At 64.2% G+C, this 13,818-nt stretch carries 19 protein-coding genes and 1 tRNA gene; 14 read left to right on the top strand and 6 right to left on the bottom strand.

From position 1 onward, the window contains the following. Positions 1–2 precede the first annotated feature (2 nt). From rpsH to AC07X5_RS16500, 14 genes are all read left to right on the top strand, one after another. A complete protein-coding gene (gene rpsH, locus AC07X5_RS16435) occupies positions 3–398 on the top strand; it encodes a 30S ribosomal protein S8 (protein WP_007861717.1) in 396 nt (131 codons plus the stop codon). 24 nt (positions 399–422) lie between these two features. Continuing rightward, a complete protein-coding gene (gene rplF / locus AC07X5_RS16440) occupies positions 423–956 on the top strand; it encodes a 50S ribosomal protein L6 (RefSeq protein WP_409959461.1) in 534 nt (177 codons plus the stop codon). A gap of 11 nt (positions 957–967) precedes the next feature. After that, positions 968–1,333: a 50S ribosomal protein L18 gene (gene rplR, locus AC07X5_RS16445; RefSeq protein WP_007861721.1), complete on the top strand. Its 366-nt coding sequence runs from the start codon at positions 968–970 to the stop codon at positions 1,331–1,333. Positions 1,334–1,350: 17 nt separating this feature from the next. Next, positions 1,351–1,869 carry a 30S ribosomal protein S5 gene (gene rpsE / locus AC07X5_RS16450; RefSeq protein WP_409959464.1) on the top strand — a complete coding sequence of 173 codons (519 nt, stop codon included), beginning with the start codon at positions 1,351–1,353 and terminating at the stop codon, positions 1,867–1,869. A gap of 13 nt (positions 1,870–1,882) precedes the next feature. Next, entirely contained in the window at positions 1,883–2,065 is a 183-nt protein-coding gene (gene rpmD / locus AC07X5_RS16455) for a 50S ribosomal protein L30 (protein WP_005793644.1), read from the top strand. A gap of 10 nt (positions 2,066–2,075) precedes the next feature. Beyond that, positions 2,076–2,507, top strand: coding sequence for a 50S ribosomal protein L15 (gene rplO / locus AC07X5_RS16460; protein WP_007861727.1), 432 nt, complete (start codon positions 2,076–2,078; stop codon positions 2,505–2,507). Positions 2,508–2,531: 24 nt separating this feature from the next. Then, positions 2,532–3,851: a preprotein translocase subunit SecY gene (gene secY, locus AC07X5_RS16465; RefSeq protein WP_409959466.1), complete on the top strand. Its 1,320-nt coding sequence runs from the start codon at positions 2,532–2,534 to the stop codon at positions 3,849–3,851. 147 nt (positions 3,852–3,998) lie between these two features. Next, the gene (gene rpmJ, locus AC07X5_RS16470) at positions 3,999–4,112 is read left to right on the top strand and encodes a 50S ribosomal protein L36 (protein WP_005793651.1); all 114 of its coding nucleotides are present in this window, start codon (positions 3,999–4,001) and stop codon (positions 4,110–4,112) included. Positions 4,113–4,135: 23 nt separating this feature from the next. After that, positions 4,136–4,501 (top strand): 30S ribosomal protein S13, encoded by a 366-nt coding sequence (gene rpsM / locus AC07X5_RS16475; RefSeq protein ID WP_035206424.1) that lies wholly within the window; start codon positions 4,136–4,138, stop codon positions 4,499–4,501. Positions 4,502–4,519: 18 nt separating this feature from the next. Continuing rightward, entirely contained in the window at positions 4,520–4,924 is a 405-nt protein-coding gene (gene rpsK, locus AC07X5_RS16480) for a 30S ribosomal protein S11 (protein WP_005793662.1), read from the top strand. Between the two features lie 90 nt (positions 4,925–5,014). Next, positions 5,015–5,638, top strand: a complete 624-nt coding sequence (rpsD, locus tag AC07X5_RS16485) for a 30S ribosomal protein S4 (protein ID WP_409959469.1) — start codon at positions 5,015–5,017, stop codon at positions 5,636–5,638. Positions 5,639–5,754: 116 nt separating this feature from the next. Continuing rightward, entirely contained in the window at positions 5,755–6,747 is a 993-nt protein-coding gene (locus tag AC07X5_RS16490) for a DNA-directed RNA polymerase subunit alpha (protein ID WP_007861735.1), read from the top strand. A gap of 159 nt (positions 6,748–6,906) precedes the next feature. Next, positions 6,907–7,305: a 50S ribosomal protein L17 gene (gene rplQ / locus AC07X5_RS16495; protein ID WP_409959473.1), complete on the top strand. Its 399-nt coding sequence runs from the start codon at positions 6,907–6,909 to the stop codon at positions 7,303–7,305. A 20-nt stretch (positions 7,306–7,325) separates the two neighbouring features. After that, positions 7,326–7,402: transfer RNA gene (locus tag AC07X5_RS16500), tRNA-Met, on the top strand. Positions 7,403–7,456: 54 nt separating this feature from the next. On the opposite strand, the gene AC07X5_RS16505 is transcribed toward AC07X5_RS16500, so the two are convergent. The 6 genes from AC07X5_RS16505 to AC07X5_RS16530 form a co-directional block, all read right to left on the bottom strand. After that, on the bottom strand, positions 7,457–7,852 hold the full coding sequence (locus AC07X5_RS16505; protein WP_409959475.1) for a tautomerase family protein: 396 nt from the start codon (positions 7,850–7,852) through the stop codon (positions 7,457–7,459). Between the two features lie 125 nt (positions 7,853–7,977). Next, positions 7,978–9,450, bottom strand: coding sequence for an N-acyl-D-amino-acid deacylase family protein (locus AC07X5_RS16510; RefSeq protein WP_494771037.1), 1,473 nt, complete (start codon positions 9,448–9,450; stop codon positions 7,978–7,980). A gap of 3 nt (positions 9,451–9,453) precedes the next feature. After that, complete coding sequence (locus AC07X5_RS16515) at positions 9,454–10,407, bottom strand: MurR/RpiR family transcriptional regulator (RefSeq protein ID WP_494771038.1); 954 nt, start codon at positions 10,405–10,407, stop codon at positions 9,454–9,456. A gap of 13 nt (positions 10,408–10,420) precedes the next feature. Further along, a complete protein-coding gene (locus AC07X5_RS16520) occupies positions 10,421–11,704 on the bottom strand; it encodes an amino acid deaminase (protein ID WP_494771039.1) in 1,284 nt (427 codons plus the stop codon). A 39-nt stretch (positions 11,705–11,743) separates the two neighbouring features. Then, complete coding sequence (locus tag AC07X5_RS16525; RefSeq protein WP_494771040.1) at positions 11,744–12,721, bottom strand: ABC transporter ATP-binding protein; 978 nt, start codon at positions 12,719–12,721, stop codon at positions 11,744–11,746. After that, the gene (locus AC07X5_RS16530; RefSeq protein ID WP_494771041.1) at positions 12,718–13,764 is read right to left on the bottom strand and encodes an ABC transporter ATP-binding protein; all 1,047 of its coding nucleotides are present in this window, start codon (positions 13,762–13,764) and stop codon (positions 12,718–12,720) included. The genes AC07X5_RS16525 and AC07X5_RS16530 overlap by 4 nt, the downstream gene beginning before the upstream one ends. Positions 13,765–13,818: the final 54 nt, after the last annotated feature.

Raw genomic sequence — 13,818 nt, forward strand, 5'->3', positions numbered from 1 at the left:
ACATGAGCATGAGTGATCCTATCGCTGACTTGCTGACCCGCATCCGTAACGCACAGATGGTCGCCAAGGCCACGGTGCTGGTGCCTTCTTCCAAGGTGAAGATTGCCATCGCCCAGGTGCTGAAGGACGAGGGTTATATCGACGGATTCCAGGTCAAGACCGAATCCGGCAAGTCCGAACTCGAAATCTCCCTGAAGTACTACGCTGGTCGTCCGGTGATTGAGCGCATCGAGCGCGTCAGCCGCCCTGGCCTGCGTGTGTACAAGGGCCATGATTCCATTCCACAAGTCATGAACGGTCTGGGTGTGGCAATCGTCACGACGCCCAAGGGCGTGATGACCGACCGCAAGGCGCGCGCAACCGGTGTCGGTGGCGAAGTGCTGTGCTACGTGGCCTAAGCGCGGCATTGAGGAGAAACTGAAATGTCCCGAGTAGGAAAAATGCCCGTGACCATCCCCGCAGGCGTGGATGTGTCCGTTAAAGCCGACCAGATCTCCGTCAAGGGTTCTGGTGGTTCCCTGTCGCTGGCGCAGAACGTGCTGGTGAAGGTGTCGAGCAACGACGGCAAGCTCAGCTTCGAGCCCGTCAACGACTCCCGCGAAGCCAATGCCATGAGCGGCACGATCCGCCAGCTCGTCAACAACATGGTTGTGGGCGTGAGCAAGGGCTTCGAGAAGAAGCTGACCCTGATCGGCGTGGGCTATAAGGCCGCCGCATCCGGTGCCAAGCTGAACCTGGCTGTCGGTTATTCGCACCCCGTCAACATCGAGATGCCTGCCGGCATCACGGTGGCCACCCCCACGCCCACGGAAGTGGTCGTGAAGGGCGCCGACCGCCAACGTGTTGGCCAAATTGCCGCTGAGATCCGTGCTGTTCGTCCACCCGAGCCCTACAAGGGCAAGGGCATCCGCTATGCGGACGAGAAGATCACGATCAAAGAGACCAAGAAGAAGTAAGGAGCTGCAGCATGTTGACCAAGAAAGAGCAGCGTCTTCGTCGTTCGCGCCAGACCCGCATCCGCATTGCCCAGCAAGGCGTGGCCCGTCTGACCGTGAACCGCACGAATCTCCATATCTACGCCAGCGTCATCTCCGGCGACGGCAGCAAGGTGCTGGCAAGTGCCTCCACCGCAGAAGCCGACGTCCGCAAGGAACTCGGCGGCTCTGGCAAGGGTGGCAATGCCGCCGCTGCCACGGCCATCGGCAAGCGCATCGCTGAAAAGGCGAAGGCAGCCGGTGTCGAGAAGGTTGCGTTCGACCGCTCGGGCTTTGCCTACCACGGTCGCGTCAAGGCCCTGGCCGATGCAGCCCGCGAAGCGGGTCTGCAGTTCTAAGCGGAACGGAATACAAAATGGCTAAATTTCAACCCAAGGTGCAAGACGAAGGTCGTGACGACGGTCTGCGCGAAAAAATGATCGCGGTCAACCGCGTGACCAAAGTCGTGAAGGGCGGCCGTATCCTCGGCTTCGCCGCACTGACTGTGGTCGGCGACGGTGACGGCCGCGTGGGCATGGGCAAGGGCAAGTCCAAGGAAGTGCCTGCTGCCGTGCAGAAGGCAATGGAAGAAGCTCGCCGCAACATGGTGAAGGTCTCGCTGAAGAACGGCACGATCTTCCACAATGTGACCGGCCACCACGGCGCTGCCGTTGTGATGATGGCTCCCGCTCCCAAGGGTACCGGTATCATCGCCGGCGGCCCGATGCGCGCTGTCTTCGAAGTGCTGGGCGTGACCGACATCGTGGCCAAGAGCCATGGTTCGTCCAACCCCTACAACATGGTCCGCGCCACTTTTGACGCCCTGGTGAACTCCACGACGCCTTCGCAAGTGGCAGCCAAGCGCGGCAAAACGGTCGAAGACATCTTCGCCTGATTGGAAGCTGTAAATGACTACGCAACAAACCGTCAAGATTCAACTGGTGCGCAGCCCCATCGGCACCAAGGAATCGCACCGCGCCACCGTCCGTGGCCTGGGTCTGCGCAAGCTGAACAGCGTCAGCGAGTTGAAGGATTCGCCCGAAGTGCGCGGCATGATTAACAAGATCAGCTACCTGGTCAAAATCGTCTGAGAGATAGATCATGGAACTCAATAGCATCAAGCCCGCAGACGGCGCCAAGCATGCCAAGCGCCGTGTAGGCCGCGGTATCGGCTCCGGTCTGGGCAAGACCGCTGGCCGTGGTCACAAGGGCCAGAAGTCGCGTTCGGGCGGCTACCACAAGGTGGGTTTCGAAGGCGGTCAAATGCCTCTGCAACGCCGTCTGCCCAAGCGCGGTTTCAAGTCGCAATCGCTCAAGTTCAACGCCGAAGTCACGCTGACCGATCTGGACAAGCTGGGCCTGGCCGAAGTGGACGTGCTTGCTCTGAAGCAAGCCGGCCTGATCGGCGAGCTGGCCAAGGTGGTCAAGGTCATCAAGAGCGGCGCTCTGTCCAAGGCTGTCAAGCTGACGGGCGTGGGCGCTACCGCAGGTGCCAAGGCGGCTATCGAAGCTGCCGGCGGCAGCCTGGCCTGATTTTGGTTCTGAAAGAAGGTACCTGTGGCTACTAGCGCGGCTCAAATTGCAAAAACCGGCAAGTTCGGCGACTTGCGTCGTCGCCTGGTTTTTCTGTTGCTTGCGCTGATCGTGTACCGCATCGGGGCGCATATCCCCGTGCCCGGTATCGATCCAGCCCAACTTCAGCAGCTTTTCAGCGGCCAGCAAGGCGGCATCCTGAACCTGTTCAACATGTTCTCGGGTGGAGCGCTCTCGCGCTTTACCGTCTTTGCACTGGGGATCATGCCGTACATCTCGGCATCGATCATCATGCAACTGATGACCTACGTGGTCCCGACATTCGAGCAGTTGAAGAAGGAAGGCGAAGCCGGCCGCAGGAAGATCACCCAGTACACGCGCTACGGCACGCTGGGCCTGGCCATTTTCCAGTCGCTCGGCATTGCCGTGGCGCTGGAAAGCTCGGCCGGCCTGGTGCTCAGTCCCGGCATGGGTTTTCGCATCACGGCCATGGTCAGCCTGACGGCTGGCACCATGTTCCTGATGTGGCTCGGTGAGCAGATCACGGAACGTGGTCTTGGCAACGGCATCTCGATCCTGATCTTTGCAGGTATCGCGGCCGGTCTGCCAAGCTCCATCGGCGGCCTGCTGGAGCTGGTGCGCACGGGTGCGATGAGCATCCTGGCAGCCATCTTCATCGTGCTGGTGGTCGCTGCAGTGACCTACTTCGTGGTGTATGTGGAACGCGGTCAGCGCAAGATCCTCGTGAACTATGCGCGCAGGCAGGTGGGGAACAAGGTCTACGGTGGACAATCGTCGCACCTGCCCTTGAAGCTGAACATGGCAGGTGTGATTCCTCCCATCTTCGCTTCGTCCATCATCCTGCTGCCAGCCACCGTGGTGAACTGGTTCAGTGCCGGGGAGTCGATGCGCTGGTTGCGCGACATCTCCGCGGCCCTGACGCCTGGTCAACCGGTGTATGTGATGTTCTACGCTGCGGCGATCATCTTCTTCTGCTTCTTCTACACGGCGCTGGTCTTCAACAGCCGTGAAACGGCAGACAACCTGAAGAAGAGCGGTGCGTTCATTCCCGGGATCCGTCCTGGTGAACAGACGGCCCGTTATATCGACAAGATTCTTGTGCGACTGACACTGGCGGGGGCGGTTTACATCACCTTCGTCTGCCTGCTGCCCGAGTTCTTGATCCTGAAGTACAACGTACCGTTTTACTTTGGTGGAACTTCGCTGTTGATCATCGTGGTGGTGACCATGGACTTCATGGCCCAGGTGCAGAACTACATGATGTCGCAACAGTATGAGTCGCTGCTCAAGAAAGCCAATTTCAAAGGCAATCAAGGCGGTTGACGGGTAGGAAGGGTCTGGGCGCATGCAGCGCCTGGTCCCTGCAAGCAAGGTTTAGGTTAGTTGGCGCCCCACGATTTTGTAGCGGGCACAAAGATTGTGTTCCGTGCAAGACAGCCGGGACGGATGGAAAAGTTTTAGGAGAATGCAATGAGAGTTTCGGCTTCGGTCAAAAAAATCTGCCGCAACTGCAAGATCATCCGCCGCAAGGGTGTGGTGCGCGTGATCTGCACGGATCTGCGTCACAAGCAGCGCCAGGGTTGATTGGAAAGTATTAGAGGACGCATATGGCACGTATCGCTGGCATCAACATTCCGCCCCACAAGCACGCGGAAATCGGTTTGACCTCCATTTTCGGGATTGGTCGCACACGCGCTCGCAAGATTTGCGAAGCCACCGGCATCGCTTACTCCAAGAAGATCAAGGATCTGACGGACAGCGATCTGGAAAAGATTCGCGAGCAGATCGAGCAATTCACCATCGAAGGTGATCTGCGCCGCGAAACCACCATGAACATCAAGCGTTTGATGGACATTGGCTGCTACCGTGGTTTCCGCCATCGTCGTGGTCTGCCGATGCGTGGTCAGCGTACCCGTACCAATGCACGCACCCGCAAGGGCCCGCGCAAGGGTGCTGCTGCACTGAAGAAATAAAGAGATTGAAAGATCAATATGGCCAAGTCTCCAGCCAATAACGCAGCACAGCGCGTTCGCAAGAAGGTTCGCAAGAACGTGTCGGACGGCATTGCCCACGTGCATGCTTCGTTCAACAACACGATCATCACGATCACGGACCGCCAGGGCAATGCCCTGTCGTGGGCCTCGTCGGGTGGCCAAGGCTTCAAGGGCTCGCGCAAGTCCACGCCTTTCGCAGCCCAGGTGGCTTCGGAAGTGGCTGGCCGCGCCGCCATCGACCAAGGCATCAAGAACCTGGACGTCGAGATCAAGGGCCCCGGTCCTGGTCGCGAATCCTCGGTGCGCGCTCTGGGTGCCCTGGGCATCCGCATCACGTCGATCTCCGACGTGACGCCAGTCCCGCACAACGGCTGCCGCCCTCAAAAGCGCCGTCGTATCTGATTTTCACAAGCCCACCGCCGCCTGCGTACGCGAGAGCGACACAGGCGGCTCCCGCAATGGTTTGCGGTAGATGACATAAAGGAAGTTCAAGTGGCACGTTACCTCGGCCCCAAGGCCAAACTCTCCCGCCGTGAAGGCACCGACCTGTTCCTCAAGAGCGCCCGTCGCTCCATTGCGGACAAGTGCAAGTTCGACTCCAAGCCTGGTCAGCACGGCCGCACCTCCGGTGCCCGCACGTCCGACTATGGCCTGCAGCTGCGCGAAAAGCAGAAGGTCAAGCGCATGTACGGCATCCTGGAAAAGCAGTTCCGCCGCTACTTCGAGACCGCTGACAGCCGTAAGGGCAACACCGGTGCCAATCTGCTGTTCCTGCTGGAATCGCGCCTGGACAACGTCGTGTACCGCATGGGCTTCGGCTCCACGCGTGCAGAAGCCCGCCAGCTGGTGTCGCACTGCGCCATCACCGTGAACGGCAAGTCGGTCAACATCCCTTCGTACCTGGTCAAGGTCGGCGATGTCGTGGCCGTGCGCGAAAAGTCCAAGAAGCAGAACCGCATCGTCGAAGCGCTGCAACTGGCCGCACAAGTGGGCATGCCCGCATGGGTGGACGTCAATGCCGACAAGGCAGAAGGCGTGTTCAAGAAGGTGCCTGACCGCGACGAGTTCGGTGCCGACATCAACGAATCGCTGATCGTTGAGTTGTATTCGCGCTAATCGCTAGTTCGAATCACATTTCGAGAAAACCGTACCTGAACCGCGAGGCATCGCGGTTTAGGCGCTTCACCAGCCTTACCGGTGTAACGAGCTGGGGGTATTGAGAGGAAGTCTGAATGCAAACCAATTTGCTGAAACCCAAGGCGATCAATGTCGAGCAGCTTGGCCACAACCGTGCCAAGGTCGCGCTGGAGCCGTTCGAGCGTGGCTACGGCCACACGCTGGGCAACGCCATTCGGCGCGTCCTGCTCTCGTCCATGGTGGGTTACGCAGCGACGGAAGTCACCATTGCAGGCGTTCTGCACGAGTACTCGTCCATCGATGGCGTCCAGGAAGATGTGGTCAACATCCTCCTGAACCTCAAGGGCGTAGTGTTCAAGCTGCACAACCGTGACGAAGTCACGCTGAGCCTGCGCAAGGATGGTGAAGGCGTGGTGACCGCGCGCGACATCCAGACGCCCCATGACGTCGAGATCGTCAACCCCGACCACGTGATCGCCACGCTGTCGGCCGGTGGCAAGCTGGACATGCAGATCAAGGTCGAAAAGGGCCGTGGCTACGTGCCGGGCAACCTGCGCCGCTACGCCGACGAATCCACCAAATCGATCGGTCGCATCGTTCTGGACGCCTCGTTCTCCCCCGTCAAGCGCGTGAGCTACACCGTGGAAAGCGCCCGCGTGGAGCAACGTACCGACCTGGACAAGCTGGTCGTCGAGATCGAGACCAACGGTGCCATCACCGCCGAAGACGCCGTGCGCGCATCGGCCAAGATCCTGGTGGAACAGCTGGCCGTGTTCGCACAGCTGGAAGGCGGCGAGCTGGCTGCGTTCGACGCACCTGCAGGCCCACGCGGCAATGCCACCTTCGATCCGATTCTGTTGCGCCCTGTGGACGAGCTCGAGCTGACCGTGCGTTCCGCCAACTGCCTGAAGGCCGAGAACATCTACTACATCGGTGACCTGATCCAGCGCACCGAGAACGAGCTGCTCAAGACGCCCAACCTGGGCCGCAAGTCGCTCAACGAAATCAAGGAAGTGCTGGCCTCGCGTGGTCTCACGCTGGGCATGAAGCTCGAGAACTGGCCACCAGCAGGCCTGGACAAGCGCTAAGCCAAAACCTATAATCCTGAGTTCCCCAAAACAGGGGAACCCGGTTTTTCAGGGTCCCCCGCAAGGGGGACTTTTCGTTCCCCCCGAGGGAACAGTGCCTCGGGAAGTACCTGATACGGCTTGCCCGATTAATTACTAAGACAGTAGAAGGAAAGCACCATGCGCCACGGACACGGCCTCCGCAAACTCAACCGCACCAGCTCGCACCGCCTTGCGATGCTGCAGAACATGATGAACTCGATCATCGAGCACGAGGCCATCAAGACCACGGTCCCCAAGGCCAAGGAACTGCGCCGCGTGATCGAGCCCATGATCACCCTGGCCAAGGTCGACACCGTTGCCAACCGCCGCCTGGCCTTCAACCGCCTGCGCGACCGCGACAGCGTGACCAAGCTGTTCAACGACCTGGGCCCCCGCTTCAACGCGCGTCCAGGCGGCTACACCCGCATCCTGAAGATGGGCTTCCGTGTTGGCGACAACGCGCCCATGGCCCTGGTTGAATTGGTCGACCGCGCTGAAGAAAAAACTGAAAATTCTTCGGCCGCAGCCGCTGAATAAGGTATATAATTCAATCTTGCCGCGCGATGGAGCAGTCTGGTAGCTCGTTGGGCTCATAACCCAAAGGTCGGAGGTTCAAATCCTCCTCGCGCAACCAATATTGCAAAAAGCCCACTTTCGAGTGGGCTTTTTTGTTTTGGGCGCTGTCAGGTCACTGGGGATGCTGGTGCCGGAACTCCTGGGTCTTGCCGCCATAGCCATAGGCCGTGGCACGCACGTCCTGCACGTAGATGTAGCTCTCTTCGTGCAGCTCGCCCAGCAGGCCCTGGAACGCCGCGAACACCTCGGCGATGTAGCGCGCCTTCTCGGCTTTGGTGTTGGTCTCGTCGACCACCTTGATGTCGAGGTAGACGCTGCTCTTGCCCTGGGCGGCCAGGCTGCTGCCGCCCACGATCCAGTCCTCGGGGTGCACATACGAAACCGTGACCGCCGTGATCTTCGGGTTCTTGCCCAGGATGCGGGTGCTCAGGTCGAGCAGCGTGTCCGAGATGCGCTGCGACAGGGCGGCAGAGCGTTCGGCAGAGACTTTGACGTTGATGATGGGCATGGAAAACTCCTGTTCAGTGAATGCCTTGGTAGGTGCCTCCACTGTAGTTTTCGGCCCGGTTTTCGGACACGGCGGCCCGCGGGAAGCGGCTTTGCAATCGCTGCAAAGCCCGTCCTTGGCAAGCCTCAGACGGGCGTCATGGCCTGCCGGCGGATGAAGCGCCCGGCACGTGCTCCTGTGGCGCGGCCGTCGGCGGTGTAGCTCAGCACCCCGTTCACCCACACGCGCTCGATGCCTTCGCTGAACTGCACGGGCTTCTCGTAGCTTGCGGTATCGCGCACGCGCGCCGGGTCGAACACCACCACGTCGGCCATGTGGTCTGCGGCCAGGCGCCCCCGCTCGCCGATGTGAAAGCGCTGGGCCGACAGGCCTGTCATCTTGTGGATGGCTTCTTCCAACCGCAGCAGACCCTTCTCGCGCCAGTAGCAGGCCAGCACGCGCGGGAAGGCGCCCCACAGCCGCGGATGGGGGCGCTCGTCGTGCGGCAGGCCGTCCGAGCCGATCATGGCCAGCGGGTGCGATATCACGCGCTCCACATCGTCCTCGCGCATCTGGAAGTAGCAGGCGCCACCGGGCTGCAGCCGGTCGCAGGCCGCCTGCTCGGTCATGTCCCATTCGCGCGCGATGTCCTTGAGGTAGCGGCCCACCATCTCGGGATGCGGCTGGCTGCCCGTGATCAGGATGTCGATCACCCCGTCCACCAGGTCGGTGCGCAGCACCGTGGAGCCCGCGGTGTAGGGGTACACGTCCAGGCTGATGGGCTGGCCCTGGGCCAGCGATTCGATCAGCGGCAGGGTCTCGCGCGTGCGCCCCCAGTTCGAGGCGCCGGCGCACTTGTGGTGCGACAGCACCAGCGGCAACCCGGCCTGGCGCGCCGTCCGCGCCGCCTCCTGCAGTGCCGGCAGAATGCCCGCCAGCTCGTCGCGGATGTGCGTGGCGTAGACCCCGCCATTGCGTGCCGCCACGCTGGCCAGCTCAGTCAATTCGACAAGGTCGGCCGCATAGGCCTCCTTGTAGAACACGCCGGAAGACAGCCCCAGCGCACCTGCATCCATGGCCTCCTGCATGTCGGCCGCCATGGCGGCACGCTCATCGGCCGTGGCTGCCTGGCCCAGGTCGCGCAGGTGGCGCATGCGCAGGGCCGTGTGACCCAGCAGCGCGGCCACGTTCACACTGGGCTGCGCGGCATCCACGGCGCGCGCGTAGTCGGCCATGCCGGCGTGGCGGAACTGGCGCTTTCCCAGCAGCGACAGCGGGGCCGCCGGGGCATCGGTCACCACGGGCGCCAGCGAGATGCCGCAGTTGCCCACGATCACCGTGGTCACGCCCTGCGAGAGCTTGGGCAGCATGTCCGGAGCGTCGATGGCGGCTGCATCATCGTGCGTGTGCACGTCGATGAAACCGGGCGCGACCACCAGGCCGGCGCAGTCTATGGTTTCCACCGCCATGCCCGCCAGCAGGGCCGGGTCGATGGCGCCGGGGGGCGCCAGGGCCGCGATGCGCTCGCCCACCATCAGCAGATCGCCGGTCCAACCGGGCTGGTCCGTGCCGTCGATGATGGTTCCGTTCTTGAGCAGGGTTGCTTGGGTCGCTGCCATCAATCAGTTGTCTTTCTGGCCCGGCTTGTGCATGCCCGGGCCGTGGTCCATGGCGCCCGAATACTCGGCGCTGTCGAATCCGTGCTTGTGCAGCAACTGCTTGAACTGCTGCAGCCCCCGCGTGGCCACCGGTCCCAGCTGCTGCGCCAGGCGCACCATCAGGATCTCGATCACCACCAGGTGGGCTAGGTAGGCCTCGGTGCCCACGCGCATCACCGCGTCCTGCGGTACCGACACGGCCAGCACCAGGTCGGCCGTCTCGGCCAGCGGCGTGCCCGGCTGGGTCAGCGCGACCACCGTGGCACCTTGCGAGCGTGCGAAGCGCGCTGCTTCCACCGTGTAGGGCATGCGCCCCACGTGCGAGACCACGAAGGCCACGCCCTCGGGCCCCAGCGTGCTGGCCGAGACCAGTTGCTGGTGCGCGTCGAAGATTGCATTGGCCGTGAGGCCCAGGCGGAACAACCGGCTCTGCAATTCGCTCGCCGTAAAGGTGGAGGCCGCGCCAACGGAGTAGCAATCGATGCGCCGCGCCTTGGCGAGCTTGGCGGCCACCTGGTCGATCACGTCCACATCGATGCGCCGCCCCAGCTCGGTCAGCGACGAGACGGCCGCGTGGATGATCTTGCTCGACACGTCCTGCGCCGTGTCCTCGGCCAGCACGCTGCGGTGCAGGTAGGAGCCCGAGACCGCCAGGTCCTGCGCCAGCGCCAGCATGAACTCGCGCACCGAGTCGTAGCCGAAGCTGCGGCAGGTGCGCACGATGGTCGGCATGGACACGCCGGCCTGCTGCGCCAACTGCTCCACCGTGGCCGCCACGGCGGCGCGCGGGTCTTCGAGCACGGCGCGCACCACGCTGCGCTGCGCTTCGGGCAGACTGTCCTGGCGCTCGCGCAATTGCTGCAGCAGCCCGGGGGCCGGGCTGGGGGGCAGAGGGTTGGGCACGCTGCTGGTGTTCATGCGCGGCCCTGCATCAGAAACGGGTGCTGATGGCACCGGTCACGGCCCCATCGTCTTCCACCACCGGCAGCCAGCGCCACTTGTCGAAGGTGGTGCAGGGGTGCGAAATGCCCAGGGCCACGCGATCACCCACACGGGGCGCGACGGCATCGCCGGCCGCGGCATCGAAGCGCAGATAGGCATGCTGGTCGTTCAATGCGCTCACGCTCCAGCCGGCCGGTGCATCCACAGCCGTGCGCTCGCCGCGCCGGGCCAGTTGCACGGCGATCGGCATCTCCAGGTCGTAAGAGATGTCGCGGCGGCCACAGGTCAGCAAGGCCAGGCCCGGCTCGGGCACCGACTGCACCATGGCCCAGACCGTGAGAGCAGGGCGCAGCGAGGCATCGAGCCCTTCGCGCTGCTCCACGTTCCTGAGAAAGCGCTGGTAGTTGCCATGGTCGTGCGTCACATAGCAGCCCGAACGCAGCACACCCTCGATGGGGCGCGACAGGCCCTGCGCCTGCAGCAGCGGCACCACCAGGTCGAACACGGCCGAGCCGCCGGCCGTGAGTAGAATGCGTTCGCTGGCGAACAGGTGCTCGCCGTCGCAGGCGCGTGCCACCTCCATCACGCGGCGCACCAGCGCAGTCACTTCTCGGGCGTCGTGCTCGTTGTCGCAGCGCGCCACGCCGCCCTCGTAGCACTCGATGCCATCGAGCTGCACAGCCTTCGACGCCGCCAGCGCGCGCGCCAGGGCCAGGGCCTCGTCCAGTGTGCGGCAGCCGGTGCGCTGGCCCGGGATGCCCATCTCCAGCAGCACGTTGAACACCCGGGCGCTCCCGCGGCGCTGCTTCCAGTCCTCAACCAGGGCCAGCTGCGCCAGCGAATCCACGAGGAACCAGACTGCCAGGTCACCATGACGCACCAGCAGCGCATCGAGCGCATCCAGGTCCGCATCGCAGACCACCTGGTTGGCGATGATGATGCGGCGCGCACCGGCCTGCACCCCCGTGGCGACCTGGAAGGCCGTGGCGAAGGTCAGGCCCCAGGCTCCCGCCTGCAGTTGCTGCGCGAACAGCTCGGGCGACATGGTGGTCTTGCCGTGCGGCGCCAGGGCAATGCCCTTGCGCTTGGCGAAATCCTGCATCCAGGCCAGGTTGTGCGCCAGCGCTGTGCGGCTCAGCACAGCCAGCGGAAACGCCAGGTCATCGGCCAGCACGTTCCAGCCGCGCGCGGCAATCTCGCTGGCGCGGCAGGGCGCTGCGGCGATGGGATAGCTCTTGCAGGTGGAGTCCAGGGTGAAGTCGGTGGTGGTCATGGAATCTCGTTGGTTGAGGGCGCGGCGGGGCCGCGCAGGTCAGATGTCATCGCGCCAGCAGGCCTTCCAGTGCTCGGTGCCCACGGGGCGCAGGGCCATGTCGGCGCTGGCGCATTCGGCCACCGCGTGCGGGCAGCGTGTGCGGAACACGCAGCCCGAGGGCGGGTTGGCGGGGCTGGGCAGGTCGCCCTGCAGCAGGGGGATGGTACGCCGCTGCGCCGGGTCGGGTATGGGCGCGGCCGCGAGCAGGGCGCGCGTATAAGGATGGGCCGGCCGCGCATACAGCGCGCTGGTGGGCGCGATCTCCATCACCCGGCCCAGGTAGAGCACTACCACGCGGTCGCACAGGTACTCCACCACGTCCAGGTCGTGCGAGATGAACAGCAAGGTCAGGCCCAGTTGTTCCTTGAGGTCGCCCAGCAGGTTCACCACCTGCGCCTGGATCGACACATCCAGCGCCGACAGCGGCTCGTCCGCCACGATGAAGTTCGGCTGCACCGCCAGCGCGCGCGCAATGCCTATGCGCTGGCGCTGCCCGCCCGAGAACTCGTGCGGGAACCGGTCTGCATGCTCGGGCCTGAGGCCCACCTGCGCCAGCAGCTCCTGGATGCGCGGCTGGCGCGCCGCGCCGCGCGCCTGCTTGTGCGTGTCCAGCGCCTCGCCCAGCACCTCGCGGATGCGCATGCGCGGATTCAGGCTGGCATACGGGTCCTGGAAGATGATCTGTATTTTCGAGCGCAGTGGGCGGAACTGGCCTTGGCTCATTCCCGCCAGGTCCTGCCCAGCGGCCTCGCCGCCGTGGTACAGCATCTGCCCTGCCGTCGGGTCCACCAGCCGGGTCAGCAGCCGGCCGATGGTGCTCTTGCCCGAGCCTGACTCGCCCACCAGGCCCAGTGTCTCACCGCGCCGGATGGCAAAGCTCACGTCGTCCACCGCCCGCACCGGGTGCGTGCCGCTGCCGAAGTACTTTCGCAGGCCGCGCACCTCGATAAGGTTCTCGCTGGCAACGGCGCTCATGCGGCCACCTCTTCGTGCGTTTCCTGGCCCACGCGGATGCAGCGCACCCTGCGGTTGGCGCCGCCATCGTCGGACAGGGCGGGCATGCGTGCGTCGCAGGCCGCGATGCGGCGCTCGCAGCGCGGCGCAAAGGCGCAGCCCGGCGGCGGCGCCAGAGGGCTCGACACCTGGCCCGGTATGGCCACCAGGCGCGGCCGCTGCCCGGCCACGCTGGTGGCATGGCGCCGCGCCACGCCGGGCAGGCAGGCCAGCAGGCCGCGGGTGTAGGGGTGCTCGGGTTGTGCGAACAGCTCGTGCACCGGGGCCGACTCGACGATGCGGCCCGCATACATCACGGCCACGGCATCGGCGTACTGCGCCACCACGCCCAGGTTGTGGGTCACGAACAGCATGCCCATGCCCGTCTCCTTCTGCAGCCGGCCCATCAGCGCCAGGATCTGCGCCTGGATGGTCACGTCCAGCGCGGTGGTGGGTTCGTCGGCGATCAGCAGCGTGGGGTTGCAGGCCATGGCCAGCGCGATCATCACGCGCTGGCGCATGCCGCCCGACAGCTGGTGCGGGTACTCGTGCACGCGCTGCTTGGCGGCCGGTATCTCCACCAACTCCAGCATGCGCTGGGCATGGGCCAGAGCCGCCTTGCGGTCGAGCTTCAGGTGCAGGCGCACCGATTCGGCGATCTGCTCGCCCACGGTCAGCACCGGGTTCAGGCTGGTCATGGGCTCCTGGAAGACCATCGCGATCTCGTTGCCGCGCAGCGCCCGGCGCTCGGCCTCGGGCAGGGCCAGCAGGTCCACGCGCCGGCCGTCGCGCCGGGTGAACCAGGCCTGGCCGCCCACCTGCGCCTGCGAGGTCTTGGCATGCAGGCCCATCAGCGTGAGGCTGGTGACGGACTTGCCCGAGCCCGACTCTCCGACCAGCGCCAGCGTCTGGCCCGGGTGGATGGCAAAGGACACGTCGGCCACGCTCTGGATGCGGCCGGCGTCGGTGGCGAACGAGGTGGACAGGCCCTGCACTTCGAGCCGGGCAACCGTGGGGGTGGTCATGGGGTGGGTACCTTCGTGACGCGCTCGCCTGGGGCGGGCGCTTGCGTGGGTCGG

This window comes from Acidovorax sp. GW458-11-26-14-TSB4 (genome assembly GCF_059423865.1).

What these genes read in the sequence shown, in the direction of transcription:
- rpsH (WP_007861717.1), top strand. Translation starts at nt 3, where the DNA reads ATGAGCATGAGTGATCCTATCGCTGACTTGCTGACCCGCATCCGTAAC.
- AC07X5_RS16520 (WP_494771039.1), bottom strand. Translation starts at nt 11,704, where the DNA reads ATGACCACCACCGACTTCACCCTGGACTCCACCTGCAAGAGCTATCCC.
- rplR (WP_007861721.1), top strand. Translation starts at nt 968, where the DNA reads ATGTTGACCAAGAAAGAGCAGCGTCTTCGTCGTTCGCGCCAGACCCGC.
- rplQ (WP_409959473.1), top strand. Translation starts at nt 6,907, where the DNA reads ATGCGCCACGGACACGGCCTCCGCAAACTCAACCGCACCAGCTCGCAC.
- rpsM (WP_035206424.1), top strand. Translation starts at nt 4,136, where the DNA reads ATGGCACGTATCGCTGGCATCAACATTCCGCCCCACAAGCACGCGGAA.
- AC07X5_RS16505 (WP_409959475.1), bottom strand. Translation starts at nt 7,852, where the DNA reads ATGCCCATCATCAACGTCAAAGTCTCTGCCGAACGCTCTGCCGCCCTG.
- rpmJ (WP_005793651.1), top strand. Translation starts at nt 3,999, where the DNA reads ATGAGAGTTTCGGCTTCGGTCAAAAAAATCTGCCGCAACTGCAAGATC.
- rpmD (WP_005793644.1), top strand. Translation starts at nt 1,883, where the DNA reads ATGACTACGCAACAAACCGTCAAGATTCAACTGGTGCGCAGCCCCATC.
- rplO (WP_007861727.1), top strand. Translation starts at nt 2,076, where the DNA reads ATGGAACTCAATAGCATCAAGCCCGCAGACGGCGCCAAGCATGCCAAG.
- rpsK (WP_005793662.1), top strand. Translation starts at nt 4,520, where the DNA reads ATGGCCAAGTCTCCAGCCAATAACGCAGCACAGCGCGTTCGCAAGAAG.
- rplF (WP_409959461.1), top strand. Translation starts at nt 423, where the DNA reads ATGTCCCGAGTAGGAAAAATGCCCGTGACCATCCCCGCAGGCGTGGAT.
- AC07X5_RS16510 (WP_494771037.1), bottom strand. Translation starts at nt 9,450, where the DNA reads ATGGCAGCGACCCAAGCAACCCTGCTCAAGAACGGAACCATCATCGAC.
- AC07X5_RS16515 (WP_494771038.1), bottom strand. Translation starts at nt 10,407, where the DNA reads ATGAACACCAGCAGCGTGCCCAACCCTCTGCCCCCCAGCCCGGCCCCC.
- AC07X5_RS16490 (WP_007861735.1), top strand. Translation starts at nt 5,755, where the DNA reads ATGCAAACCAATTTGCTGAAACCCAAGGCGATCAATGTCGAGCAGCTT.
- AC07X5_RS16525 (WP_494771040.1), bottom strand. Translation starts at nt 12,721, where the DNA reads ATGAGCGCCGTTGCCAGCGAGAACCTTATCGAGGTGCGCGGCCTGCGA.
- AC07X5_RS16530 (WP_494771041.1), bottom strand. Translation starts at nt 13,764, where the DNA reads ATGACCACCCCCACGGTTGCCCGGCTCGAAGTGCAGGGCCTGTCCACC.
- rpsE (WP_409959464.1), top strand. Translation starts at nt 1,351, where the DNA reads ATGGCTAAATTTCAACCCAAGGTGCAAGACGAAGGTCGTGACGACGGT.